The organism is Streptomyces sp. NBC_00271, from assembly GCF_036178845.1.
Lineage (GTDB): Bacteria > Actinomycetota > Actinomycetes > Streptomycetales > Streptomycetaceae > Streptomyces.
Genome location: NZ_CP108070.1, coordinates 5,283,701 through 5,307,619, shown reverse-complemented (window position 1 = coordinate 5,307,619; position 23,919 = coordinate 5,283,701). Strand labels below are relative to the sequence as shown.

General features: G+C 69.9%; 19 protein-coding genes and 1 tRNA gene. 15 read left to right on the top strand and 5 right to left on the bottom strand.

Features of this window, described 5'->3' with window-relative positions; translation table 11 throughout:
* Positions 1 to 264: 264 nt before the first annotated feature.
* Positions 265 to 1,821, bottom strand: coding sequence for a potassium/proton antiporter (locus tag OG798_RS24325; protein ID WP_095854160.1), 1,557 nt, complete (start codon positions 1,819 to 1,821; stop codon positions 265 to 267).
* A 304-nt stretch (positions 1,822 to 2,125) separates the two neighbouring features.
* Here OG798_RS24325 and OG798_RS24320 point away from each other — a divergent pair, with 304 nt between their 5' ends.
* The gene (locus OG798_RS24320; protein ID WP_121415871.1) at positions 2,126 to 4,891 is read left to right on the top strand and encodes a penicillin acylase family protein; all 2,766 of its coding nucleotides are present in this window, start codon (positions 2,126 to 2,128) and stop codon (positions 4,889 to 4,891) included.
* A 57-nt stretch (positions 4,892 to 4,948) separates the two neighbouring features.
* On the opposite strand, the gene OG798_RS24315 is transcribed toward OG798_RS24320, so the two are convergent.
* The gene (locus OG798_RS24315) at positions 4,949 to 5,536 is read right to left on the bottom strand and encodes a 5-formyltetrahydrofolate cyclo-ligase (protein ID WP_443053831.1); all 588 of its coding nucleotides are present in this window, start codon (positions 5,534 to 5,536) and stop codon (positions 4,949 to 4,951) included.
* Between the two features lie 132 nt (positions 5,537 to 5,668).
* Here OG798_RS24315 and galU point away from each other — a divergent pair, with 132 nt between their 5' ends.
* The 7 genes from galU (at position 5,669) to OG798_RS24280 (ending at position 11,218) form a co-directional block, all read left to right on the top strand.
* Positions 5,669 to 6,571 (top strand): UTP--glucose-1-phosphate uridylyltransferase GalU, encoded by a 903-nt coding sequence (gene galU, locus OG798_RS24310; protein WP_095854163.1) that lies wholly within the window; start codon positions 5,669 to 5,671, stop codon positions 6,569 to 6,571.
* 4 nt (positions 6,572 to 6,575) lie between these two features.
* A complete protein-coding gene (glp, locus tag OG798_RS24305) occupies positions 6,576 to 7,898 on the top strand; it encodes a molybdotransferase-like divisome protein Glp (protein WP_328757657.1) in 1,323 nt (440 codons plus the stop codon).
* 61 nt (positions 7,899 to 7,959) lie between these two features.
* On the top strand, positions 7,960 to 8,439 hold the full coding sequence (gene moaC, locus OG798_RS24300; protein ID WP_053852462.1) for a cyclic pyranopterin monophosphate synthase MoaC: 480 nt from the start codon (positions 7,960 to 7,962) through the stop codon (positions 8,437 to 8,439).
* A complete protein-coding gene (locus OG798_RS24295) occupies positions 8,436 to 8,948 on the top strand; it encodes a MogA/MoaB family molybdenum cofactor biosynthesis protein (RefSeq protein ID WP_097225617.1) in 513 nt (170 codons plus the stop codon). The genes moaC and OG798_RS24295 overlap by 4 nt, the downstream gene beginning before the upstream one ends.
* Positions 8,945 to 9,598 carry a GNAT family N-acetyltransferase gene (locus tag OG798_RS24290; protein ID WP_054233071.1) on the top strand — a complete coding sequence of 218 codons (654 nt, stop codon included), beginning with the start codon at positions 8,945 to 8,947 and terminating at the stop codon, positions 9,596 to 9,598. Before OG798_RS24295 ends, OG798_RS24290 begins: the two co-directional genes overlap by 4 nt.
* Positions 9,599 to 9,775: 177 nt before the next feature.
* Positions 9,776 to 11,059 (top strand): divisome protein SepX/GlpR, encoded by a 1,284-nt coding sequence (sepX, locus tag OG798_RS24285; protein ID WP_267062103.1) that lies wholly within the window; start codon positions 9,776 to 9,778, stop codon positions 11,057 to 11,059.
* An 85-nt stretch (positions 11,060 to 11,144) separates the two neighbouring features.
* Positions 11,145 to 11,218, top strand: a tRNA-Ala gene (locus tag OG798_RS24280).
* 66 nt (positions 11,219 to 11,284) lie between these two features.
* Here OG798_RS24280 and OG798_RS24275 read toward each other — a convergent pair.
* Complete coding sequence (locus OG798_RS24275) at positions 11,285 to 11,770, bottom strand: GNAT family N-acetyltransferase (RefSeq protein WP_095854167.1); 486 nt, start codon at positions 11,768 to 11,770, stop codon at positions 11,285 to 11,287.
* Between the two features lie 58 nt (positions 11,771 to 11,828).
* Here OG798_RS24275 and OG798_RS24270 point away from each other — a divergent pair, with 58 nt between their 5' ends.
* Positions 11,829 to 12,632: an exodeoxyribonuclease III gene (locus OG798_RS24270; RefSeq protein WP_095854168.1), complete on the top strand. Its 804-nt coding sequence runs from the start codon at positions 11,829 to 11,831 to the stop codon at positions 12,630 to 12,632.
* A 25-nt stretch (positions 12,633 to 12,657) separates the two neighbouring features.
* Here OG798_RS24270 and OG798_RS24265 read toward each other — a convergent pair whose 3' ends face one another.
* Positions 12,658 to 13,284, bottom strand: a complete 627-nt coding sequence (locus OG798_RS24265; protein ID WP_097227576.1) for a MerR family transcriptional regulator — start codon at positions 13,282 to 13,284, stop codon at positions 12,658 to 12,660.
* A gap of 161 nt (positions 13,285 to 13,445) precedes the next feature.
* Here OG798_RS24265 and OG798_RS24260 point away from each other — a divergent pair, with 161 nt between their 5' ends.
* From OG798_RS24260 to OG798_RS24245, 4 genes are all read left to right on the top strand, one after another.
* On the top strand, positions 13,446 to 15,005 hold the full coding sequence (locus OG798_RS24260; protein WP_121418448.1) for a flavin-containing monooxygenase: 1,560 nt from the start codon (positions 13,446 to 13,448) through the stop codon (positions 15,003 to 15,005).
* Positions 15,002 to 15,931: an alpha/beta fold hydrolase gene (locus OG798_RS24255; protein WP_267062102.1), complete on the top strand. Its 930-nt coding sequence runs from the start codon at positions 15,002 to 15,004 to the stop codon at positions 15,929 to 15,931. Before OG798_RS24260 ends, OG798_RS24255 begins: the two co-directional genes overlap by 4 nt.
* Positions 15,928 to 16,812 carry an SDR family oxidoreductase gene (locus OG798_RS24250; RefSeq protein WP_095854170.1) on the top strand — a complete coding sequence of 295 codons (885 nt, stop codon included), beginning with the start codon at positions 15,928 to 15,930 and terminating at the stop codon, positions 16,810 to 16,812. Before OG798_RS24255 ends, OG798_RS24250 begins: the two co-directional genes overlap by 4 nt.
* An 86-nt stretch (positions 16,813 to 16,898) precedes the next feature.
* Positions 16,899 to 17,159: a hypothetical protein gene (locus tag OG798_RS24245; RefSeq protein ID WP_095854171.1), complete on the top strand. Its 261-nt coding sequence runs from the start codon at positions 16,899 to 16,901 to the stop codon at positions 17,157 to 17,159.
* Between the two features lie 184 nt (positions 17,160 to 17,343).
* Here OG798_RS24245 and OG798_RS24240 read toward each other — a convergent pair whose 3' ends face one another.
* Positions 17,344 to 20,817 carry a S41 family peptidase gene (locus OG798_RS24240; RefSeq protein WP_097225621.1) on the bottom strand — a complete coding sequence of 1,158 codons (3,474 nt, stop codon included), beginning with the start codon at positions 20,815 to 20,817 and terminating at the stop codon, positions 17,344 to 17,346.
* Between the two features lie 165 nt (positions 20,818 to 20,982).
* On the opposite strand from OG798_RS24240, the gene OG798_RS24235 reads away from it, so the two are divergent.
* Positions 20,983 to 21,570 carry a TetR/AcrR family transcriptional regulator gene (locus tag OG798_RS24235; RefSeq protein WP_067376328.1) on the top strand — a complete coding sequence of 196 codons (588 nt, stop codon included), beginning with the start codon at positions 20,983 to 20,985 and terminating at the stop codon, positions 21,568 to 21,570.
* 112 nt (positions 21,571 to 21,682) lie between these two features.
* Complete coding sequence (locus OG798_RS24230; RefSeq protein WP_097225622.1) at positions 21,683 to 23,914, top strand: MMPL family transporter; 2,232 nt, start codon at positions 21,683 to 21,685, stop codon at positions 23,912 to 23,914.
* Positions 23,915 to 23,919 lie beyond the last annotated feature (5 nt).

Genomic DNA, 23,919 nt, shown 5'->3' with positions numbered 1-23,919 from the left:
GTGCCTTTCTGCCACCTGGTAGCGCGGCCCCATTTTGTTGGGCGGGGGCGCCGAGAGCTGTCCTCTTGCGCGGAACTGCGGTAGATGCCGCGCCGCCCACTGCGGGGAGGTCGCGACCGCCATACGGTCGCGCCAGCTCTGCTTCAGGCAGAGTTGGTTCGATCAAGTGCCTTCATCGTACAGGGGCGAGTGCTGCGGTGCCTGTGAAAGTGAGCACCATGGCGGTGTTCGCCTGTGAATGCACATCGCCCCTTAATGTCCCGTTTACTGTCCGGAATGTCGGGAGTGCGGTCCGGTGCCGTTGCCCGCGAGGCCCAGCCAGCCCGCCAGCTTGCCGCCCTGGCCCACCGCGCGCAGCCGTCGCTCGGCCGCGTCCCGGACCGGGTCGGTGGCCACCACGAGCAGCTCGTCGCCGCGGCGCAGGACGGTCGTGGGCAGCGGCACGAAGGAGGTCCCGTCGCGCACGACGAGGGTGACGGCGGCCCCCGAGGGCATGCGCAGCTCGGCCACCTCCACGCCGTGCATGCGGGAGCCCTTCGGGATCGCGACGGACAGGAGATGGCCGCGCAGTCGCTCCAGGGGCGCTGATTCGATCCCGAGGTCGGCGGCGCCCTCGGACTCGCCCAGTCGCAGCTTGCGGGCCAGCCAGGGCAGCGTGGGGCCCTGGATGAGGGTGTAGGCGACGACCAGGACGAAGACGATGTTGAAGATCCGGCGGTTCTCCGCGACGCCGCTCACCATCGGGATGGTCGCCAGGATGATGGGCACGGCGCCGCGCAGGCCCGCCCAGGACAGCAGCGTCTGCTCCTGCCACGGGATCCGGAAGGGCAGCAGGCCGACCACGACGCTCAGGGGGCGCGCCACCATGGTGAGCGCCAGGCCGATGACGAGGGCCGGCACGATGTCGTCGCCCATCTCGTGCGGGGTGACCAGCAGGCCGAGCAGGACGAACATGCCGATCTGGGCGATCCAGCCGAGCCCTTCGGCGAAGCCTCGGGTGGCGGGCCAGTGTGGCAGTTTGGCGTTGCCGAGCATCATCGCCGCGAGGTAGACGGCGAGGAAGCCGCTGCCGTGCGCGAGCGCGCCGGCGGCGTAGGCGGTGACCGCGATCGCCATCACGGCGATCGGGTAGAGGCCGGAGGCGGGCAGCGCCACGTGCCGCAGCCCCCAGGAGCCGAGCCAGCCCACCGCGAGGCCGATGGCCGCGCCGATGGCCAGCTCCAGGGCTATCTCACCCAGCAGCACGTACCAGTGCTCCACGGGGCCCGCCGTGCAGAACGCGACGACGAGGATGACCACCGGGGCGTCGTTGAAGCCGGACTCGGCCTCCAGGATGCCCGTCACGCGCGCGGGGAGGGGTACTTTCCGCAGCACCGAGAAGACGGCCGCCGCGTCCGTCGAGGACACCACCGCGCCGATGATGAGCGCCTGCCGCCATTCCAGGCCGATCAGATAGTGGGCGGCCGTGGCCGTCACTCCGACGCTCACCGCGATGCCGACCAGTGCCAGCGAGGTGGCCGCAGGCAGGGCCGGCTTGATTTCCTTCCACTTCGTGCCGAGGCCGCCCTCGGCCAGGATCACGACCAGGGCCGCGTACCCGATGACCTGCGTCAGTTCGGCGTTGTTGAAGTGGACGTCGCCGACCCCGTCCTGGCCCATGGCGATGCCTATGCCGAGGTAGACGAGCAGGCTGGGGAGCCCGCTGCGCGAAGAGATACGAACCGCTGCCACCGCGACGAGCAGAACGAGCGAGCAGACGAGCAGGAGCTGGTTGAGGTGGTGGACAGTCAGCGGCTGTTCCCTTCTCGCCAATCCGGGCACTGGATTCGAACGTGTGGATGTGAACACGTCGATTCGATGTGATCGCGTCGAAGTCAACGCGTGGAATCGAGGTGATCGCGTGGATCCCAGCACGTCGATCCGACCACCCGAAGTCGGTACATGAGTCCAAGTACTTCGTTACCTTACCTAACTCTTGACGCTTTCTTGACACTCCAGGGGCCGAGATCGAACGCTCGTCCGTCCTGTACCCGACTCCGCGTCAAGGCGCGTCGGGCCCTGCGCCTATGGTTGCTCCAGCACTCCAGGACCGCCTGCCGCTCGCGTTAGGACAGCAAGGACAGCGATGCCCCCGAACACCACCGCCTCTTCCGGCCAGAAGCCGGGCAAGTCCGGCAGGAAGAAGGGGCGCAAGGCCCGACTGTTCCTGATTGTCCTGGTTCTGGCCCTCTTCGGAGGCGTTGCCTATGGCGGCTACTGGGGGGTCAGTACCGTCCGTGCCTCCTTCCCGCAGACCAAGGGCTCCCTCACGCTCGACGGGCTGTCGGGCCCCGTGGACGTCAAGCGGGACGGCAACGGGATCCCGCAGATCTACGCCTCCTCCGACGAGGACCTGTTCATGGCGCAGGGCTACGTCCAGGCGCAGGACCGGTTCTACGAGATGGACGTACGCCGTCACATGACCTCGGGCCGGCTGTCCGAGATGTTCGGCTCCGGCCAGGTCAAGAACGACGAGTTCCTGCGCACGATGGGCTGGGACCGGGTCGCCAAGGAGGAGTACGACAAGAAACTGTCGGCCTCCACGAAGAAGTACCTCCAGGCGTACGCCAAGGGAGTCAACGCCTACCTGAAGGGCAAGGACGGCGAGGACATCTCCCTGGAGTACGCGGCCCTTGGTTTCACCAACGACTACAAGCCCCAGGAGTGGACCCCGGTCGACTCGGTCGCGTGGCTGAAGGCGATGGCCTGGGACCTGCGCGGCAACATGCAGGAAGAGATCGACCGCTCCCTGATGACCAGCCGTCTGGGCCCGAAGCAGATCGCCGACCTGTACCCGGAGTACCCCTACAGCCGGAACAAGACGATCACCCAGGAAGGCCAGTACGACAGCGTCACGGGATCGTACGTCCAGGGCGGCAGCACGACGGCGGGCAGCGGGACGCAGTCCACGTCGGGCACCGGCCTCGCGGGGAACACCACCGCGCCCGACGGCCTGCAGAGCCAGCTCTCCAAGCTCTACAACGTGCTCGACAACGTGCCCACCGCCGTCGGCGTGAACGGCAACGGCATCGGCTCGAACTCCTGGGTCGTCGCGGGCGAGCACACGATCACCAACAAGCCGCTGCTGGCCAACGACCCGCACCTGTCGGCCTCGCTGCCCTCGGTCTGGTACCAGATGGGCCTGCACTGCACGAGCGTCTCCAGCAAGTGCCAGTACGACGTCTCCGGCTACACCTTCGCGGGCATGCCCGGCGTGGTCATCGGCCACAACCAAAACATCGCCTGGGGCATGACCAACTCCGGGGTCGACGTCACCGACCTCTACCTGGAGAAGATCACCGGCGAGGGCTACGAGTACGACGGCAAGGTGCTGCCCTTCACGACCCGCAAGGAAACGATCAAGGTCGCGGGCGGCTCCACCAAGACGATCGTCGTCCGGGAGACCAAGGACGGGATGCCGCTGCTCTCCGACCGCGACGACGAACTGGTCAAGGTCGGCAAGAAGGCCACCGTCGACAGCGGGGCACCCGACCGCGGCGACGGCTACGCCATCGCGCTGCGCTGGACCGCCCTGGACCCGGGCAACTCCATGGACGCCGTCTTCCAGCTGGACAAGGCGTCGAACTGGTCCGAGTTCCGCACGGCGGCCGCGTCCTTCGACGTGCCCTCGCAGAACCTGATCTACGCCGACACCAACGACAACATCGGCTACCAGCTGCCGGGCAAGATCCCGACCCGGTCCAAGGGTGACGACGGCTCGCTCCCGTCGCCCGGCTGGAACTCCAAGTACCAGTGGACCGGCTACATCAAGCAGTCCGCGCTGCCCTACGAGTACAACCCGAAGCGCGGCTACATCGTGACCGCCAACCAGGCGGTCGTCGACAAGGACAAGTACCCCTACACGCTCACCACGGACTGGGGTTACGGAACGCGCAGCCAGCGGATCTCCGATCTCATCGAGGCGAAGATCAAGGGCGGCGGCAAGATCTCGACCGACGACATGCGCCAGATGCAGCTCGACGACAGCAGTGAGATCGCCAAGCTGATCGTGCCCAAGTTGCTCAAGATCGACGTCGCCGACAAGAACGTCCGCGACGCGCAGAAGCTCCTGGAGGGCTGGGACTACACCCAGGACGCCGACTCCGCGGCGGCCGCGTACTTCAACGCGACCTGGCGCAACATCCTCAAGCTCGCCTTCGGCAACAAGCTGCCCAAGGAGCTGCGGGTCAAGGGCCAGTGCCTGAACGTCGCCCCGGTCGACTCCACCGGCCCCGCGGACGAGAACCAGACGGTGCGCGAGTGCGGCCAGCGTGAGGCGGACCAGGCGCAGCCGGACGGCGGCGACCGCTGGTTCGAGGTGGTCCGCAAGATCATCGACGATCAGAACAACGACTGGTGGAAGGCGCCCAAGACGCGCCTCGACAAGGCGGCCGACAACCGGGACGAGCTGTTCGCGCGGGCCATGAAGGACGCCCGCTGGGAGCTGACCGCCAAGCTCGGCAAGGACATGGACACCTGGAGCTGGGGCCGGCTGCACCGCCTGTTCCTGAAGAACCAGACCCTGGGCACCGAAGGTCCCGGCGTCCTGCAGTACATGCTCAACCGCGGCCCCTGGAAGCTCAGCGGCGGCGAGGCGACGGTCAACGCGACCGGCTGGAACGCCGCGGGCGGCTACGGAGTGGTCTGGGTGCCGTCCATGCGGATGGTGGTCAACCTCGACGACTTCGACAAGTCGAAGTGGATCAACCTCTCCGGCGCCTCCGGGCACGCCTACAGCGCCCACTACACCGACCAGACGGACAAGTGGGCCAAGGGCGAACTGCTGCCGTGGTCCTTCTCGGACAAGGCGGTCGACAAGAGCACGAGCGACACCCTGGTGCTCAAGCCGTGAGCCATTGACGGCGACAGGCGAAAGGGCCCTCCACACACGCGTGGAGGGCCCTTTCGGCTACCCGGACCCGCAGTCGAAGCGGCGCACCCCCGAAGGCGTCACCACCGCGTGGACGGGACGGTCGTGAGGTTCCGCCGGGACATGCTCGACGACCTCCGCGTCGTACAGCAGCACCACCAGCGCGGGATCGGCCCCCGCGCGCTCCAGGCGGGCCAGTACGCGGTCGTACGAGCCGCCGCCGCGCCCCAGGCGCATTCCGTGCCGGTCCACGGCCAGGCCGGGCAGCAGGACGGCGTCGGCCTCCTGGACGGCCTCGGGACCGAGCCGCTCACCCGCCGGCTCCAAGAGAGCCATCCTGCCGCCGTGTCGGACACGCTCCAGGGAGCCCTCTCCGGCGTACGCGCCCCAGTCCAGGTCGTTGTCCGCCATCAGGACCGGCAGCAGCACGCGCACCCCGCGCGTGTGGAGCGCGTCCAGGAGCGCGAGGGTGCCCGGCTCGCTCCCCACGGAGACGTACGCCGCCACCGTGCGCGCGTGCGCCAGCTCCGGCAGCTCCAGCGCCCGCAGGGCCAGGGTCCCGGCGGATTCCCGCAGGTCGTAGGGTGTCAACCTGTTTCTCACCGCGAGGAAGCCTCGCCGCAACATTCGCTTGTCAGGCTCTGCCGCACGTCCCACGTGGCTCACAGCTCACTCCGTACCGTTCCTTATGCGCTCATATGAGAGCTATTTAACGGGACCAACAGATTGCGCTCATAGCCACCGGATATGGTTACGCGCATGACTGAGTCGCACCCCAGGATCAGCAAGGCTGTCATCCCCGCAGCAGGCCTCGGCACCCGGTTCCTGCCGGCCACCAAAGCCACTCCCAAAGAGATGCTGCCGGTCGTAGACAAGCCGGCGATCCAGTACGTGGTCGAAGAGGCCGTGTCGGCGGGTCTCGACGACGTCCTGATGATCACCGGACGCAACAAGCGCCCCCTCGAGGACCACTTCGACCGCAATTATGAGCTGGAGTCCGCCCTTCAGAAGAAGGGCGACGCCAACCGGCTCGCCAAGGTCCAGGAGTCCAGCGACCTGGCCACCATGCACTACGTGCGCCAGGGCGACCCCAAGGGCCTCGGTCACGCCGTCCTGTGCGCGGCGCCGCACGTCGGCCACGAGCCCTTCGCCGTGCTCCTCGGCGACGACCTGATCGACCCCCGCGACCCCCTCCTCGCCCGCATGGTCGAGGTCCAGGAGCAGCACGGCGGCAGTGTCATCGCGCTCATGGAGGTCGAGCCTGAGCAGATCCACCTCTACGGCTCCGCGGCCGTCGAGGCCACCGGGGAGGGCGACCTCGTCAAGGTGACCGGCCTGGTCGAGAAGCCGGACCCGGCGGACGCGCCCAGCAACTACGCGATCATCGGGCGCTACGTCCTCGACCCGCACATCTTCGACATACTCCGCAAGACCGAGCCGGGCCGCGGCGGCGAGATCCAGCTCACCGACGCCCTCCAGCAGCTCGCGCAGGACGAGAAGGTCGGCGGCCCCGTGCACGGCGTCGTCTTCAAGGGCCGCCGTTATGACACCGGCGACCGAGGCGACTATCTGCGTGCCATTGTCAGGCTCGCGTGCGAACGTGAGGACCTGGGCCCGGACTTCCGGACCTGGCTTCGCAGTTACGTAGCCGAGGAGATGTAGGAATTTGAGCAGCGCCGCGACCCGTGTCACCGGCCAGGACCACCTCTGGTCGGTGACCGAGCACCTGGAGGACATCCTCGCGACCGTTCGCCCTCTCGAACCCATCGAGCTGCAACTCCTCGACGCCCAGGGCTGTGTCCTGGTCGAGGACGTCACGGTGCCGGTCTCCCTGCCGCCGTTCGACAACAGCTCGATGGACGGGTACGCGGTCCGGGTCGCCGATGTCGCGGGCGCGAGCGAGGAGTACCCGGCGGTCCTCACGGTCGTCGGCGACGTCGCGGCCGGCCAGGGCGCGCAGCCCCATGTGGGCCCCGGTGAGGCCGCCCGCATCATGACCGGCGCCCCGCTGCCGCCCGGCGCCGAGGCCGTCGTCCCGGTGGAGTGGACCGACGGCGGCCTGGGGGAGGGCCCCGTCTCCGGGATGCGCGCCCACAGCGCGGCCCCCGACGGCGCCTCCGGCCAGGTGCACGTCCACCGCCCGGCCGAGGCACGCGCGCATGTGCGCGCGAAGGGCAGCGACGTGAAGGCGGGGGACCGCGCCCTCGAAGCCGGCACGATCCTCGGCCCGCCGCAGATCGGCCTGCTCGCCGCGATCGGCCGCGGCACCGTACGCGTGCGCCCGCGCCCGCGTGTGGTCGTCCTGTCCACCGGCAGCGAACTCGTCCAGCCCGACGAACCGTTGGGCAGCGGCCAGATCTACGACTCCAACAGCTTCGCCCTGTGCGCCGCCGCCCGCGACGCCGGGGCCATCGCCTACCGGGTGGGAGCGGTCGCCGACGACGCCGAGACGCTCCGCGCCACCATCGAGGACCAGCTCATCCGCGCGGACCTGGTGGTCACCACGGGCGGCGTGAGCGTCGGCGCGTACGACGTCGTCAAGGAGGCCCTGTCCTCGGTGGGCGACGAGGACGAGGAGGGCAGCGGCATCGACTTCCGCAAGCTCGCCATGCAGCCCGGCAAACCCCAGGGCTTCGGCACGATCGGCCCCGAGCACACCCCGCTGCTCGCGCTCCCCGGCAACCCCGTCTCGTCGTACGTCTCCTTCGAGCTGTTCGTCCGCCCCGCGATCCGCACCCTGTCGGGCCTGGACGACATCCACCGCCCCACCACCAGGGCGACCCTGGAGGCGGGCAAGGCGCTGACCTCGCCGGACGGCCGCCGGCAGTTCCTGCGCGGGAGGTACGCCGACGGCAAGGTGACCCCGGTCGGCGGCGCCGGATCCCACCTGGTCGCGGCCCTCGCCCAGGCCGACGCGCTGATCGTCGTCCCCGAGGACGTCACCTCGGTCGAGCCCGGCACCGAGGTCGAAGTGGTCCTGCTCGGCTGAGTGCCCCGAGTGGCGGTACCGTGTCGCGCACAAGAGGCCCGACCGGGAGCGCCGCGCAGACATGAGTACGCAGGACCGACTGACCCACATCGACGAGGCGGGCGCCGCCCGCATGGTCGACGTCTCCGGGAAGGACGTGACCGCGCGCACCGCCCGCGCCAGCGGCCGTGTCCTGGTCTCGCCCCGTGTGATCGAACTGCTGCGCGGTGAGGGTGTCCCCAAGGGCGACGCCCTGGCCACCGCGCGCATCGCGGGCATCATGGGCGCCAAGCGCACCCCGGATCTGATCCCGCTCTGTCACCCGTTGTCGGTCTCGGGTGTCAAGCTTGATCTGTCGGTCGCGGACGACGCCGTCGAGATCCTCGCCACCGTGAAGACCACCGACCGTACGGGCGTCGAGATGGAGGCCCTCACCGCGGTCAGCGTGGCGGCCCTCACCGTGATCGACATGGTCAAGGCGGTCGACAAGGGGGCGGTCATCACGGACGTACGGGTGGAAGAGAAGACGGGCGGAAAGTCGGGCGACTGGAGCCGGGCATGACGGCACCGTCGTACCGCGCGCTCGTGGTCACGGCCTCGAACAGAGCCGCCGCGGGGGTCTACGAGGACAAGGGCGGCCCCTTGATCGCCAAGGGGCTCACGGCGTACGGCTTCGAGGTCGACGGCCCCCGGGTGGTGCCGGACGGCGACCCCGTGGAGGCGGCACTGCGCGCGGGTGTCGACGCCGGGTACGACGTGATCGTGACGACGGGCGGTACGGGGATCTCGCCCACCGACCGGACGCCCGAGGCGACCCGGCGCGTACTCGATCACGAGGTGCCGGGCATTCCGGAGGCCATCAGGGCGTTCGGGAGAGAGAAGGTGCCCACGGCGGCGCTGTCCCGGGGGCTCGCCGGAGTCGCGGGACGGACGTTGATCGTCAACCTGCCGGGTTCCACCGGCGGGGTGAAGGACGGCCTGGCCGTTCTGGAGCCCCTTCTGATCCACGCCGTCGACCAGATCCGTGGCGGCGACCACCCCAGACCCAGCGGCAGTGGGGGTGCGAGCTGAACAGCCCATCCTGGCCCGTCGAGCTGGTGGACGGCGATGTCGTCCTTCGGCCGATAAAGGTGCGCGACCAGCGGGCCTGGCGCGAGGTGAACCGGCGCAACCGGGACTGGTTGCGGCCCTGGGAGGCGACGATTCCGCCGCCCACGCCCAGCGGTCCGATAGCGCACCGGCCGACCTACCGCCAGATGGTCCGGCATCTGCGCGCCGAGGCCAACGCGGGCCGGATGCTGCCCTTCGTCATCGAGTACCAGGGTCGTCTGGTCGGGCAGCTGACCGTCGCCGGGATCACCTGGGGATCGATGTGCTCCGGGCACATCGGCTACTGGGTGGACCAGTCGGTGGCGGGGCGCGGAGTGATGCCGACGGCCGTGGCGATGGTGACCGACCACTGCTTCCGCACGGTCGGACTGCACCGCATCGAAGTCTGCATTCGCCCGGAGAACGGGCCGAGCCGCCGGGTGGTGGAGAAACTCGGATTCCGCGAGGAAGGGCTCCGGCCGCGCTATCTGCACATCGACGGGGCCTGGCGGGACCATCTCGTCTTCGCACTCACCGCGGAAGAGGTGCCGGAGGGGTTGCTGGGGCGTTGGCGGCGGGCACGATCGATGCAGGCCCGTTCGGAGAACCAGAGCAAGCCCGGCACTCAGTAAATGAAATGTATGTTCGAAATTGATCGGTGCGTGATCGGCTCGGGGCATTAAATTCGCGCTCCCTGCGGCCTGCTGATCGCATCGGTCACAAAAAAAGCTCGAAATATCAGCCGGATCGTGCGACACACCGGCCGAATTGGCAGATGGCCTCACGCAAACCCCTCTACCGTGTGAGGCGTGAGCAGCAGCGGCCTCATCTACGCAGTCATCGTCGGGGCCTGGGCCGCCTACTTGGTGCCGATGTGGCTCCGTAGGCAGGACGAGCTGAACGAAGCCCGTCCGACGGAACGCTTCAGCACCGCCATCCGGCTGCTGTCCGGACGGGCGGGAATGGAGCGCCGGTACGCCAAGGACCTGCAGGCGCGCTCCACCGAAGAGGGGGAGCCCAGCGCCGATCCGGACGCCGTCACCGACTCGGTGGACGTCCGGGCCTTCGCCATGCCTCCGGTCCGGCAGCAGACCAAGGCCCAACTCCCGCCGCCCGCCCAGCCCGAACCGCAGCAGGCGCCACAGGCCGCCGCCCGGCAGGGTGCCCCACAGGGCTCCTCGACGGCCGGCCGGGCGGTGCCGCAGCAGTCGGCCCCACCCGAGCCGAACTCGGGCTCGGCATCGGGATCGGGCTCGGCATCGGGATCGCGATCGGATTCGGCCAACTCCGGGGCCTCCAGGGTTCCGGCCGCCCGGCGGGCCTCCGCGGCGGAGGCCGCGGCGCGCGCCCGGCGCTCGAAGGTGCTCGCGCGCCGACGGCGTACGACCGTGATGCTCTTCCTCGCCTTCACGCTCGGCGCGATCGTGGCGGCCGTCGGGGGGCTCGCGTTCCTGTGGGCGCCCGGCGTGCCCGCCGTGATGCTGAGTTCGTACATCGTGTACCTGCGCGCCCAGGAGCGACGGCGCTTCACGTACACCATGGACCGGCGCCGGGCCGAGGCCGCGGCGCAGCGGCTCAGGGAGCGGCAGCCGCGTCGGCGGCCCACCCTCGACCCCGGCGCCGACGAGCCCGACGACAGTCCCGAGCCGGAGACCGACCCCGGTCTGTCCGCGCTCGCGGCCGACCGCCGCGCCCTCGTCGAGCAGACCGACCACGCCGAGTGGGTCGACCAGCAGCGTGAGCGTCAGCGGGGCCCCGGCCGGGGCGACAGCTGGGATCCCGTGCCGGTTCCGCTGCCCACGTACGTGACCGCGCCGGTCGCGCCCCGGGCCACGTCCAGTGTCGATCTGGGGGCGCCGGACGCGTGGAGCTCGGCGCGCTCCAGCGCCGCCGAGCCGAGCGAGCCGGAGGCGGAGCCCGCCGCCGAGGAGGGCCACGAAGCCGCCGAGACGGCCGAGACGGCCGAGGCCGCCGATGACGGTCGCAGTGACGCCCGGCGCGCCGCGTCCGCCCGGCGGGCCCGTGAGCGCGGTCGCACTCCGCTGTTCGACCAGTACGAGGACGGCGAACGGCCGCGTGCCGCCAACGAATGACCAGGCGCTCGGGAGCCCCGGCTGACCTGCCAGGAACGGATTTCCGAGCACCCCGACGGGGATGCTAGAGTTTCACTCGTTGCAAGGGCCTGTGGCGCAGTCCGGTAGCGCACCTCGTTCGCATCGAGGGGGCCAGGGGTTCAAATCCCCTCAGGTCCACTGCAATTCAGAACCCCGTCGGATTCGTCCGGCGGGGTTCTTGCCTGTTCGGCCGCACTCCCTCGTTCACTGAATGCTCAGCGGCTTGGCATAGCAGAGGCTCAGTTCGTGGAAGCGGTAGTAGCCGAACTTGGCACACGGCTCGTAGCCGCTGGAGAGATAGAGGGCGACCGCCTCGGGCTGCTTGGCGCCGGTCTCCAGGACCATGCGGGTGCGGCCGGCCGTGCGGGCGTCGTCCTCCAGGGCGGCCAGGATGCGGCGGGCGAGGCCGAGACCGCGGGCCTCCGGGGTCACGTACATGCGCTTGAGCTCGGCGTCGCCGTCCGCGTACCCCTCGTCGTTCCTGTCCTGGCTGCGCCAGCCGCCGGACGCGATCGGGCGGTCCCGCTCGTCGTAGGCGAGGAGGTACAGGCCGAGCGGCGGCTTGAACATCGACGCGTCGAGCGGTGTGACATCGCCCTCATCGCCGTAGCGCTCGGCGTATTCGGCCTGCACCTGGTCGTTGAGCTTGACGGCGTCGGGGTGGTCGTACGGGACCGGGCGGATATGCATGCGGTGTATCGTACATGTATGCGCCCGCTGGGTGGAATGGATTAAGTATCGTGCCCGGGTGCTGACTGTTACCTCGGTGAATGTGAACGGGCTCCGGGCCGCCGCGAAGAAGGGCTTCGTGGAGTGGCTCGCGGAGACCTCCGCGGACGTGCTGTGCCTTCAGGAGGTGCGGGCCGAGCCCGGGCAGCTGCCCGAGGAAGTGCGGGCGCCGGAGGGGTGGCACGTCGTGCACGCTCCCGCGGCGGCCAAGGGGCGCGCGGGCGTCTCCCTGTACACCCGGCGCGAGCCCGACCGGGTGCGGATCGGGTTCGGGTCCGAGGAGTTCGACTCCAGTGGACGGTACGTCGAGGCCGACCTCCCCGGTGTCACCGTCGCCAGCCTCTACCTGCCCTCCGGCGAGGTCGGCACCGAACGGCAGGACGAGAAGGTCCGGTTCATGGACGAGTTCCTCGCCCACCTGAAGGAGCTGCGCGAGCGCGCCGCCGCCGACGGGCGCGAGGTCGTCGTCTGCGGCGACTGGAACATCGCCCACCAGGAGGCCGACCTCAAGAACTGGCGTGCCAACAAGAAGAACTCCGGCTTCCTGCCCGAGGAGCGCGAGTGGCTGGGGCGGGTCCTGGACGCGGACGACGGCGGGTACGTCGACGTCGTACGGGCACTACACCCGGACGTCGAGGGACCGTACTCGTGGTGGTCGTACCGGGGGCGGGCCTTCGACAACGACAGCGGATGGCGCATCGACTACCACGTCTCGACACCGGGGCTCGCGGGCAAGGCCGTGAAGGGGTTCGTGGAGCGGGCGGCGACGCACGCGGAGCGCTGGTCCGACCATGCGCCGGTGACGGTCGTCTACGAGCTGTAGCCCTGCGGCCGCCGGTGACGGTCGTCTACGAGTCGTAGTCCCGCAGCCGCCGGTCCAGGGCCATCGACACCTCCGCCTCCACCACGCTCTTCGCCAGGGGACGTAGGCGTTTGAGGTCCTCGGTGGTGCGGTTCTCCGTGAGGACGATGCCGGCGAACAGGTCGGCGAGGGCGTCGGCGTGGTCGCGGACGCGGCGGGCGGCGGTGAGGACGTCGGCCAGGGGGATGCCCTCGCGGACCAGGGCCGCCGAGACGTCGAGCAGGCGGCGGCTGATGTGGACGATCTCGCCGCCGTCGATGCCGAGATAGCCGAGGTCGAGGGCCGCGGCGAGGTTCTCCGGGGTGGCCTGGCCGGCGAAGACGTCGGCGAGCTCCTCGGGGGAGAGGCGGACGGGGGTCTCCTCGGTGGGCTCGCCCAGACCGAGGAGTTCACCGACGTCACGGCCGTGGTCGAAGGCCTCGGCCAGCTCCGCGATGCCGTTGAGGGTGTGGCCGCGTTCCAGCAGCGCCGAGATCGTGCGCAGGCGGGCCAGGTGCGTGTGGTCGTACCAGGCGATACGGCCCTCGCGGCGGGGCGGCGGTATCAGCTTGCGCTCCCGGTAGAAGCGCAGGGTGCGCACGGTGATGCCGGCCTCCTCGGCCAGCTCCTCCATCCGGTACTCACGCTTCTCCGCCACGTGCGAAACCCTACGTCGTACCGTCGGTAACTTTCGTCGTCGCAACCCTACCCATCAGTACGGAGCTGCTCTACGCTCCCATTGCGCCAGTGTTCACTGGCGGAGTCGGGCGGCTAGGGAGGCGTGGGATGGTCGGGATGACCGAGCACGAGCATGTGCGCGTCGCGGTGATCGGGTCCGGGTTCGGCGGTCTGGGGGCCGCGGTGCGGCTGCGCCGCGAAGGGATCACCGACTTCGTCGTCCTGGAACGGGCCGGAAGCGTCGGGGGAACGTGGCGGGACAACAGTTACCCGGGATGCGCCTGTGATGTGCCCTCGCATCTGTACTCGTTCTCGTTCGCGCCCCACCCCGACTGGCCGCGCACGTTCTCGGGGCAGGAGCACATCCGGGCCTATCTGGAGCACGTCACCGATGTCTTCGGGCTGCGCCCGCATCTGCGCTTCGACTCCGAGGTGAAGATGATGACGTGGGACCAGGAGAAGCTCCGGTGGGGGATCGAGACCAGCCGTGGCTTCCTCACCGCCGATGTCGTCGTGTCCGCGACCGGGCCGCTCTCCGATCCCAAGATCCCCGACATACCGGGGATCGACTCCTTCCCCGGCAAGGTCTTCCACTCGGCCCGCTGGGACCACGACTACGATCTGCGCGGCAAGCGCGTCGCCATGATCGGCACGGGTGCCTCCGCCATCCAGATCGTGCCCGCCATCCAGCCCGACGTGTCCCGGCTGACCCTCTTCCAGCGCACGCCGCCGTGGGTGATGCCCCGGGTCGACCGGGCCATCACCGGCGCCGAACGGTGGCTGCACAAGCAGCTGCCCTTCACCACGCAGGCCCGGCGCGGACTGCTGTGGGGGATCAGGGAGTTGCAGGTCCAGGCGTTCACGAAGCGTCCCGACGAGCTCGGCCTCGTCGAGCGGCTGGCCAGGCGGAACATGGCGCGGGCCGTCCACGATCCGGCGCTGCGGGCCAAGTTGACCCCCGACTACCGGATCGGGTGCAAGCGGATCCTGCTCTCCAACACCTACTATCCGGCGCTCACCCGGGCCAACGTCGACGTCGTGGCCTCCGGGCTCGCCAAGATCGACGGCTCCACGCTCGTCGCCGCCGACGGCAGCACGGCCGAGGTCGACGCGATCATCTTCGGTACGGGCTTCCACGTCACCGACATGCCGATCGCGGACCGGGTCGTCGGAACGGAGGGCAGGACGCTCGCGGAGGTGTGGCGCGACGGCATGAAGTCGCTGCGCGGGGCCACCGCGGCCGGGTTCCCCAACTGGATGACGATCATCGGCCCGAACACCGGGCTCGGGAACTCCAGCATGATCCTGATGATCGAGTCCCAGCTGAACTACATGGCCGACTACGTGCGGCAGCTGGACGTCCTGGGCGGACGCGCGGCGCTCGACGCCCGCCCCGCCGCCGTGGAGGGCTGGAACGACAAGGTCCAGCAGCGGATGCTGCGCACGGTGTGGAACACCGGCGGCTGCACCAGCTGGTACCTCGACGCGAACGGCCGCAACACCACCATCTGGCCCGGCACGACGACCGAGTTCCGTAGCGCCACCCGGCGGGTGGACCTGGGAGAGTACGAGGTGCTGCGCGCCCCCGGGTCGAACACACCCGGGCCGCGCACACCCGAGTCGCGCACCAAGAACTCCGGCACAAAGGGCGCCAAGAAGGTGGAGGCGGGAGCGTGAGTCGACTGACGCATGTGGAACACGGGGCGTACGCGCCGCCCGCGCCCGCGCGCGAACTGACCGCCGTCTCCGCCGACGGCGCCCGGCTGCACGTAGAGGTGCACGGACCCGAGGACAACCCGGCCGCGCCCGTCGTCGTCCTCGCGCACGGCTGGACCTGCTCGACCGCTTTCTGGGCGGCGCAGATACGGGACCTCGCCGTCGACCACCGGGTGATCGCGTACGACCAGCGCGGGCACGGCCGCAGTCCCGCGAGCGAGACGTGCACCGCGGACGCGCTCGCCGACGACCTGGAAGCCGTGCTCGCGGCCACCCTCGCGCCCGGTGAGAAGGCCGTGCTCGTCGGGCACTCCATGGGCGGGATGACGCTGATGGCGGCCTCGACGCGGCCGCGTTTCCGGGAGCACGCGGTGGCGGCCCTGCTGTGCAGCACGGGCAGTTCGCGGCTGGTGGCCGAGTCGCGGGTGGTGCCGATGCCGGCCGGATGGCTGCGCACCCAGGTGACCAAGAGGATCCTCGGGTCGGCCGCGCCGCTCGGGCCCGTCACACCGCTCGCCCGGCGGATCCTCAAGTACGCGACCATGGGCGCCGGTTCGTCACCGGGCATGGTGGAGGCGTGCGCGCGGATCGTGCACGCCTGTCCGCGCAGGGTGCGGTACGCCTGGTCGAAGGTGCTCGACCTGCTCGATCTCGACCACGGAGTAAGGGCGTTGACGGTGCCGACGGCCGTGGTGGTGGGTACGGCGGACCGGCTGACGCCCGTGGTGCACGCGCGCGCCCTGGTCGCGACCCTGCCGAACTGTGTCGGCGTCACCGAACTGACCGGGCTCGGGCACATGACACCGGTGGAGGCGCCGGAACTGGTCACCGCCCGCATACGCGAACTCGTCTCCACCTACGCAGAGATCAAGGAGGGCAGCGCATGACCAAGGTGAGCCTGGAAGGGCAGGTCGCGGTCGTCACGGGGGCCGCGCGGGGCGTCGGCGAACTCCTCGCCCGCAAGCTCTCCGCGCGCGGTGCCAAGGTCGCGCTGGTCGGCCTGGAGCCGGACGCGCTCAAGCAGGTCTCGGACCGGCTGCACGGCGAAAGCGGCTTCTGGCATGCCGATGTCACCGACCACGAGGCGATGGCCCAGGTCGCGACCGAGGTGAAGGAGCGGTTCGGGAAGGTGGACATCGTCGTCGCCAACGCCGGTGTGGCGAACGGCGGTCCCTTCGTCGAGTCCGATCCCGTCGCCTGGCGGCGGGTCATCGAGGTCAACCTCATCGGATCGGCGGTCACCGCACGGGCGTTCCTGCCCGTGCTCATGGAGAGCCGGGGGTATCTGCTGCAGATCGCCTCGCTCGCGGCCATCACCCCGGCGCCGATGATGACGGCGTACTGCGCGTCCAAGTCGGGCGTGGAGGCGTACGCGCACAGCCTGCGTGCCGAGGTCGGCCACAAGGGCGTACGGGTCGGGGTCGGCTACCTGTCCTGGACCGACACCGACATGGTGCGCGGGGCCGATCAGGACGAGGTGATGCGGGAGTTGAGGCAGCGGCTGCCGTGGCCGTCCAACAAGACGTATCCGCTGGGGCCGGCCGTCGACCGCATCGTCGCGGGGATCGAGCGGCGGTCCAGTCATGTGTACGCACAGTGGTGGTTGCGCGGGATGCAGGGCGTCCGGGGCTACCTCCCCGGGATCATCGGGGCGGTCGGACAACGGGAGATGCGGCGGTTCGAACCGCGGCTCAAAGGCGTGAGTACGGGGCTCGTGGGTGCCGGCGGGGCGGCCGACGAGCAGCGCCAGCAGGGGATATCACCGTGAGTGACTGATCGAAATGCGTGCGTAGTCCGTGCGTGTAAGTCTGGTCGAGCCCGATCCCCCTCACCCACAAATGGGAGTGAAACCTCATGGGCAAGAAGGACCAGATGCAGAACAAGGCCGAGCAGATGAAGCAGCAGGGCAAGAAGAAGATGGGCCAGGACATCGGCCACGAGAAGGCCCGTCCCGGCGAGCACTCCCCGCAGCCGGGTGCCCGCACCTCGCAGCCGGGTACGCGTTCCCCGCAGTCGGGTGAGCGCTCCCCGCAGAGGGGCGACCGGACGATCCCGGAGGCCGAGCGCATGCAGCGTGAGGCGAAGGACCGGCTCGACCAGGACTACGACGTCTGACGGTTCGCTGCGCCGGCTTAGGCCGAGTTGTGGGGCGCCCCTGATTGTTGGGGGCGCCCCACGCTTTTGGTTGGCGTCGGGGGGTGCGTTGTCGGGTGCGGGTGGGTGGGGGCTTGTCGCGCCCACGCGGCGGAGCCGCATATGTGAACAGCCCCGCGCCCCTTCAGGGCGCTGACCCCTCCCCCTATTGAGATCTCGGGGGGAGTTTTGGTCTTGATCTGTCGGGGGCGTTCGAGTAGTCGGGTGGGGAGGCCGCGTGGTGGGTGGTCAGGAGGTCCAGGGCCAGTTGGATGGCGGTGTCCATTTCGGTGTGGTGGCCCTCCGCCCAGTCCAGGGGGGTGCGCAGGACCGCCAGGTCCGGGGGGACGCCCTGGTTCTCGACGGACCAGCCGTACGCGTCGAACCAGGCCGCGTTCATCGGCACCGTGATCACCGTGCCGTCGCCGAGGCGGTGGCGGCCGGTCATGCCGACGACTCCGCCCCAGGTGCGCTGGCCGACGACGGGGCCGAGCTTCAGCAGCTTGAACGCGGCGGTGATCATGTCGCCGTCGGAGGCGGTCGCCTCGTCGGCGAGGGCGACGATCGGGCCGCGCGGGGCGTTCGAGGCGTACGACACCGGCTGGGCGTTGCGTGTCAGGTCCCAGCCCAGGATCGTGCGGGTGAGCTTCTCCACGACGAGTTCGCTGATGTGGCCGCCCGCGTTGCCGCGCACGTCGACGATCAGTGCGGGGCGCGAGACTTCCAGGCGCAGGTCGCGGTTGAACTGGGCCCAGCCCGAGCCGCCCATGTCGGGGATGTGGAGGTAGCCGCACCGGCCCCCGCTCAACTCCCGGACGACCTCGCGGCGTTTGGCCACCCAGTCCTGGTAGCGCAGGGGGCGCTCGTCGATCAGCGGGACCACGGCCACCCGGCGTGAGCGGCCCTCGCCCGCCTCGGGGATGAACGTGAGCTCCACCGTCGTACCGCCCGCGCCCGCGAGGAGGGGATAGGGGCCGGTGACCGGGTCGACCGGGCGGCCGTCGACGTGGGTGAGGACCGCGCCCTCGCGGATGCCGGTACCGGCGAGCGGTGAGCGTGCCTTGGAGTCGGAGGAGTCGCCGGGGAGGATTCGCTTCAGCGTCCAGCTGCCGTCGCGCCGGACGAAGTTGGCGCCGAGCAGGCCCTGCCAGCGCTGGTAGTGGGCCGGGCCCTCGTTGCGGCGGGCGGCGGCGACGTACGCGTGGGAGGTGCCGAGTTCGCCGAGGACCTCGCGCAGGAGGTCGGCGAAGTCGTCGGGGGAGGCGACCCGTTCGACCAGCGGGCGGTACTGGGCGAGCACACCGTCCCAGTCGATGCCGCACATGTGGGGTTCCCAGAAGTAGGCGCGGGTGAGGCGGCCCGCTTCCGCGTAGGCCTGGCGCCACTCGGCGGGCGGGTCCACCTCGTGGATGATGCGCCGCAGATCGATCCAGACCGTCGAGTCGGAGTCACCGACCTCGGTCGAGGGGACCGCTCGCAGGTCGCCCTCGTCCACGACGACCAATCGGGAGCCGTCGCCGCTGACCGCGAACCAGTCCAGGTGCTGGACGAGTTCGGACTTCTTCGCCTTGCTGATGTTGAAGAACTCCAGGGTCGGCCGGCCGGAGGTGTCGTCGGGGTTGACGAACGTCTCGCCCAGCGCGCCCGAGATCGGCCAGCGCAGCCAGACCAGGCCGCCGCCCGCGACCGGGTACAGCGCCGAGTACTTGGAGGCGGTGACCGGGAAGGGGGTCACCCGGCTCTCCAGGCCTTCCAGTTCGACGCTCACCGCGCCGTCCGCGCTCTCGTCCTCGATGGGGTCCAGGCCGCCGGCGACCGGCCGCCCGTCGGGGTTGAGCGCGAACGGGGAGGGGGTGGCGGAGGACAGGGGGACGAGGTAGGGGCGGCAGCCGAGCGGGAAGGAGAGGTCGCCGGTGTGGACGTCGTACACCGGGTCGAAGCCGCGCCAGGAGAGGAAGGCGAGGTAGCGGCCGTCGCGGGTGAACACGGGGTTTTCGTCCTCGAAGCGGCCGTTGGTGACGTCGACGATGAGCCGGTCCTTTATGCGCGCGATCTTGATCTGGCGCAGGGAGCGGCCGATCCCCGGGTGCGACCAGGTCAGCCAGGCCCCGTCCGGGGAGAAGGCGAGGTCCCGGACCGGCCCGTTGATCGAGGTGATCAGCTCGGTGACCTCCCCGCCCTCGGACTCGGTCGGCGAAGTGCCCTCGGGCTCTGTCCGTGAGGTGTCCTCGGACTCTGTCGGAGAGGTGTCCTCGGACTCCGGCTCCGAGGTGGTGCTGTCGGACTCTGTCAGGGAGGCTTCCTCGGGCTCCGGCCCGGACGTGGACGTGTCCCCGGACTCCTCCGTCGCGTCGAGGATCAGCAGGCGTCCGTCGTTCGAGGCGATCGCGAGGCGTTCGCCCTGCGGGTCGGAGACCATCTCCAGCACGCGCCCCAGTTCGCCGGAGGCGAGGCGGCGCGGCTCGCGCTGGCCGGAGGCCCGGGGGAGGAAGGCGATCTCGACGGCGTCCTCGCCGTCCGCGTCGGTGACGTAGGCGATCCGGCCGCCGGAGCCCAGCATCTCGGGGAGCCGGACGCGTACGCCGGGGGTGTCCGCGATGGTGCGCGCGGGGCCGTCGCGGTGGGTGAGCCAGTACAGGCTGCCGCGTACGACGACGGCGCTGGCCCGGCCCGTCTCGTCGACCGAGATGCCGTCCACGTGCTGCGCCGCGGGCACCTGGTACGTACGGCGTCCCGCGCGCGGGCCGCCGAGGCGGACGTCGAGGCGGCGCGGGACCGAGTCCGGGGACAGGTCTTCGACGATCCACAGGTCCCCGGCGCACTGGTAGACGACCCGGGTGCCGTCGCTGGAGGCGTGCCGGGCGTAGAAGGCGTCGTGGTCGGTGTGGCGGCGCAGGTCCCCGCCGTCGTACGCGCACGAGTACAGGTTCCCGATGCCCTCGTGGTCGGAGAGGAAGGCGATACGGCCGCCGACGAACATGGGGGAGTCGAGGTGGCCGTCGAGATCGGCGAGCAGGCGCCGTCCGTGTAGCCACAGCCGGCCGGTGGCGCCGCCCCGGTAGCGCTTCCAGGAGGCGGGTTCGTGCGGCGGGGTACCGGTGAGCAGGAGCGTCTTGTGTTCGCCGTCGAGGTCGGCGACCTGGATGGCGGCGACCGGGCCCCAGGGGAGCGCGCCGCCGGGGTCGCCGTCGGTGGGGACCTTGTAGGCCCAGGTGAAGTACGAGAAGGGCTGGCCGTGGGAGGCGACGGCGAGGATGTCGCTGTGCCCGTCCTTGTCGGGCGGCGACCAGCCGCAGACCTGGGTGTCCGCGCTGCCCCAGTAGGTGAGCCGGCGGGAGGGGCCGCCGTCCACCGGCACCAGATGGATCTCCGGCACGAGACTGCGCCAGCTCGTGTACGCGATGAGCCGGCCGTCGGGGGAGAAACGGGGGTGGCCGACCTTGGTCCGGTCGACGGTGAGCCGCCAGGCGCGGCCCGGCCCGTCGAGGGGGGCCATCCACAGGTCGTCCTCGGCGGCGAAGCAGAGGTGGTCGCCGCTGAGATGGGGGAAGCGGAGGTAGCCGGATGCGTTGCCCCTGGTGGTCGCGTTGTCCCCGGGGGGCGCATGGTCCGTGGTCGCCTTCTCATACGCGTCGCTCACCTGCCCATGCTTCTCCTCCCGGAGGCGCCCGGCAACTTGTGAGTAGGTTTCCTTTCGGGTGTGCGTGACCCAGCACACGTACGAAACGGTTTCGTTTCTTTGAATCGCGGGGTATCTTCATAGGTGTACGAAACCGTGTCGTCCGGAGCAGAGAAGGTGAGTGGGATGACTGAAGCCGCAACGGTGCGTCGCAGTCGGATCACCCCCGAGCGTGAGGCCGAGCTGTACGCGGCCGTGCTCGAACTGCTCCGAGAGGTCGGCTACGACGCCCTGACCATGGACGCCGTCGCCGCCCGCACCCGGTCCAGCAAGGCCACCCTCTACCGCCAGTGGGGCGGCAAGGCCGAGCTCGTCGTGAAGGCGCTGCGGCACGAGAAGCCGATCACCAGTGACATCGACACCGGATCCCTGCGGGGCGACTTCCACGCCATGGTGAGGCGTGAGGACGACTGCCACATGGAGCAGAACTCCGCGCTGATGCGGGGTCTGGCCACGGCACTGCACGGGAACCCCGATCTCCTGCGTGCATTCCGCGAGTGGATCATCGAGCCGGAGACCGAGATGCTCCGCGAGATCCTGCGGCGCGCCGTCGATCGAGGTGAGATCCGGGCGGACAACCCCGCCCAGGACTACGTGCTGCACATGATGATCGGCGCCTTCGCGGTGCGCGGCATCGTCGACGAACTGCCACCCACCCAGGACTTCCTCACCTCGTACATGGACGCCGTGATCCTCCCCGCTCTCGGCGCCTGAGCCTGCCCGACCTTCAGTAACGCCTACGTGCACCTGACGCGACCGCTCACGTCGTCGGGCTGATCTCCCCTGCCCAGCTGCCAGCAAACGACCTGACCGGGAGTACGCCCTCGTGGCCACATTCCTTTACAAACTCGGCCGATTCGCCTTCAGGCGACGCCATTTCGTCGCCCTGATCTGGGTGGCCCTGCTGACGCTGGCGGGTGTCGGCGCCGCCTCCGCGCCCACCGCGGGAGCGTCCTCTTTCTCGATCCCCGGCACCGAGGCGCAGAAAGCCTTCGACCTGCTCGAACAGCGCTTCCCCGGGATGAGCGCCGACGGCGCGACCGCCCGTGTGGTCTTCAAGGCGCCCGCCGGCGAGAAGATGGGCGACAAGGCCAACAAGGCGACCGTCGAGAAGACCGTCAAGGCGCTCGGCGACGGCTCCGAGGTCACCTCCGTGTCCGACCCCTTCAAGTCCCACGCGGTGAGCAAGGACGGGTCGGTCGCCTACACCTCGGTGAAGTACAAGGTGTCCGGCATGGAGTTGAAGGACTCCTCGAAGACCGCCCTGGAGGAGGCCGCGCAGCAGGCGCGGGACGCCGGGCTGAGCGTCGAGGTCGGCGGTGACGCGCTCCAGGCGACGCCCGAGACCGGGTCGACCGAGGTCATCGGTATAGCCGTCGCCGCGGTCGTGCTCGTCATCACCTTCGGTTCGCTGATCGCGGCCGGGCTGCCGCTGCTGACCGCGCTGATCGGCGTGGGCATCGGCGTCTCGACGATCACGGCGCTGGCGAACGCGCTGGACCTGGGCACCACCACCTCCACCCTGGCGATGATGATCGGCCTCGCGGTCGGCATCGACTACGCCCTCTTCATCGTCTCCCGCTACCGCGCCGAACTGGCCGAGGGCCGGGAGCGCGAGGAAGCGGCCGGACGGGCCGTCGGCACGGCGGGCTCGGCGGTCGTCTTCGCCGGTCTGACGGTCGTGATCGCGCTGGTCGGTCTGTCGGTCGTCAACATCCCGATGCTGACGAAGATGGGTGTCGCGGCGGCGGGCACGGTCGCCATCGCGGTACTGATCGCGCTGTCGCTGATTCCGGCCCTGCTGGGCTACGCCGGCCGCAAGGTCCAGCCCGCGGGCAAGAAGAGCAAGCTGCTCGGCGGTGGGCGTGCCGCGAAGAAGGAGGGCAAGCCCAACATGGGCACCCGCTGGGCGAGCTTCGTCGTGCGCCGGCCGCTCGCCGTGCTGCTGCTCGGCGTGATCGGCCTCGGCGCCGCCGCGCTCCCGGCGGCCTCGCTCGAACTGGGTCTGCCCGACGATGGTTCGCAGCCGACGTCGACCACGCAGCGCCGGGCGTACGACACGCTGTCCGACGGCTTCGGTCCCGGCTTCAACGGTCCCCTGATGCTCGTCGTGGACGGCAAGTCCAGCGACGACCCCAAGGCCGCGGCCACCAAGGTCACCGACACGGTCAAGGACATGAAGGACGTCGTGTCGGTCAGTCCGGCGGCGTTCAACAAGGCCGGGGACACCGCGACGATCACGGTCATCCCCGACTCCAAGCCGTCCTCCGTCAAGACCGAGGACCTGGTGCACGCCATCCGTGACGCGGGCGGCAGCATCACGACGGAGACCGACGCGAAGGTGCTGGTCACCGGTACCACCGCGATGAACATCGACTTCTCGCAGAAGCTGAACGACGCGCTGATCCCGTATCTCGCGCTGGTCGTCGGCCTCGCCTTCCTCCTCCTGATCGTGGTCTTCCGCTCGATCCTGGTCCCGCTGAAGGCGGCGCTCGGCTTCCTGCTGAGCGTGATGGCGGCGCTCGGCGCGGTCGTCGCCGTCTTCCAGTGGGGCTGGCTGTCCGGCCTCCTGGGCGTCGAGGAAACCGGCCCGATCATGTCGATGATGCCGATCTTCATGGTGGGTGTCGTCTTCGGTCTCGCGATGGACTACGAGGTGTTCCTCGTGACCCGGATGCGCGAGGCGTACGTCCACGGGGAGAAGCCCCACCAGGCGATCGTGACCGGGTTCAGGCACGGCGCACGCGTCGTCACGGCGGCCGCGGTCATCATGATCGCCGTCTTCTCGGGCTTCATCGGCTCCAGCGAGTCGATGATCAAGATGATCGGCTTCGGCCTCGCGATCGCGGTCTTCTTCGACGCGTTCGTGGTCCGCATGGCGATCGTCCCAGCGGTGCTGGCCCTGCTCGGGAAGAAGGCCTGGTGGCTGCCGAAGTGGCTGGACCGGGCGCTTCCCAACGTGGACGTCGAGGGCGAGGGCCTGCGCACGGCGGCGGAGAAGGGGCAGGGACCCGGCGACGGGGGCCGGGACGAGGACCGGGAGCTGGTACGGGTCTGAGGCCC

Excerpts from the sequence above, each read along its gene's own strand:
- OG798_RS24320 (WP_121415871.1), top strand. The coding sequence starts at position 2,126 with ATGCCCCCGAACACCACCGCCTCTTCCGGCCAGAAGCCGGGCAAGTCC.
- OG798_RS24315 (WP_443053831.1), bottom strand. The coding sequence starts at position 5,536 with ATGTTGCGGCGAGGCTTCCTCGCGGTGAGAAACAGGTTGACACCCTAC.
- galU (WP_095854163.1), top strand. The coding sequence starts at position 5,669 with ATGACTGAGTCGCACCCCAGGATCAGCAAGGCTGTCATCCCCGCAGCA.
- moaC (WP_053852462.1), top strand. The coding sequence starts at position 7,960 with ATGAGTACGCAGGACCGACTGACCCACATCGACGAGGCGGGCGCCGCC.
- OG798_RS24295 (WP_097225617.1), top strand. The coding sequence starts at position 8,436 with ATGACGGCACCGTCGTACCGCGCGCTCGTGGTCACGGCCTCGAACAGA.
- OG798_RS24275 (WP_095854167.1), bottom strand. The coding sequence starts at position 11,770 with ATGCATATCCGCCCGGTCCCGTACGACCACCCCGACGCCGTCAAGCTC.
- OG798_RS24265 (WP_097227576.1), bottom strand. The coding sequence starts at position 13,284 with ATGGAGGAGCTGGCCGAGGAGGCCGGCATCACCGTGCGCACCCTGCGC.
- OG798_RS24260 (WP_121418448.1), top strand. The coding sequence starts at position 13,446 with ATGACCGAGCACGAGCATGTGCGCGTCGCGGTGATCGGGTCCGGGTTC.
- OG798_RS24250 (WP_095854170.1), top strand. The coding sequence starts at position 15,928 with ATGACCAAGGTGAGCCTGGAAGGGCAGGTCGCGGTCGTCACGGGGGCC.
- OG798_RS24245 (WP_095854171.1), top strand. The coding sequence starts at position 16,899 with ATGGGCAAGAAGGACCAGATGCAGAACAAGGCCGAGCAGATGAAGCAG.
- OG798_RS24235 (WP_067376328.1), top strand. The coding sequence starts at position 20,983 with ATGACTGAAGCCGCAACGGTGCGTCGCAGTCGGATCACCCCCGAGCGT.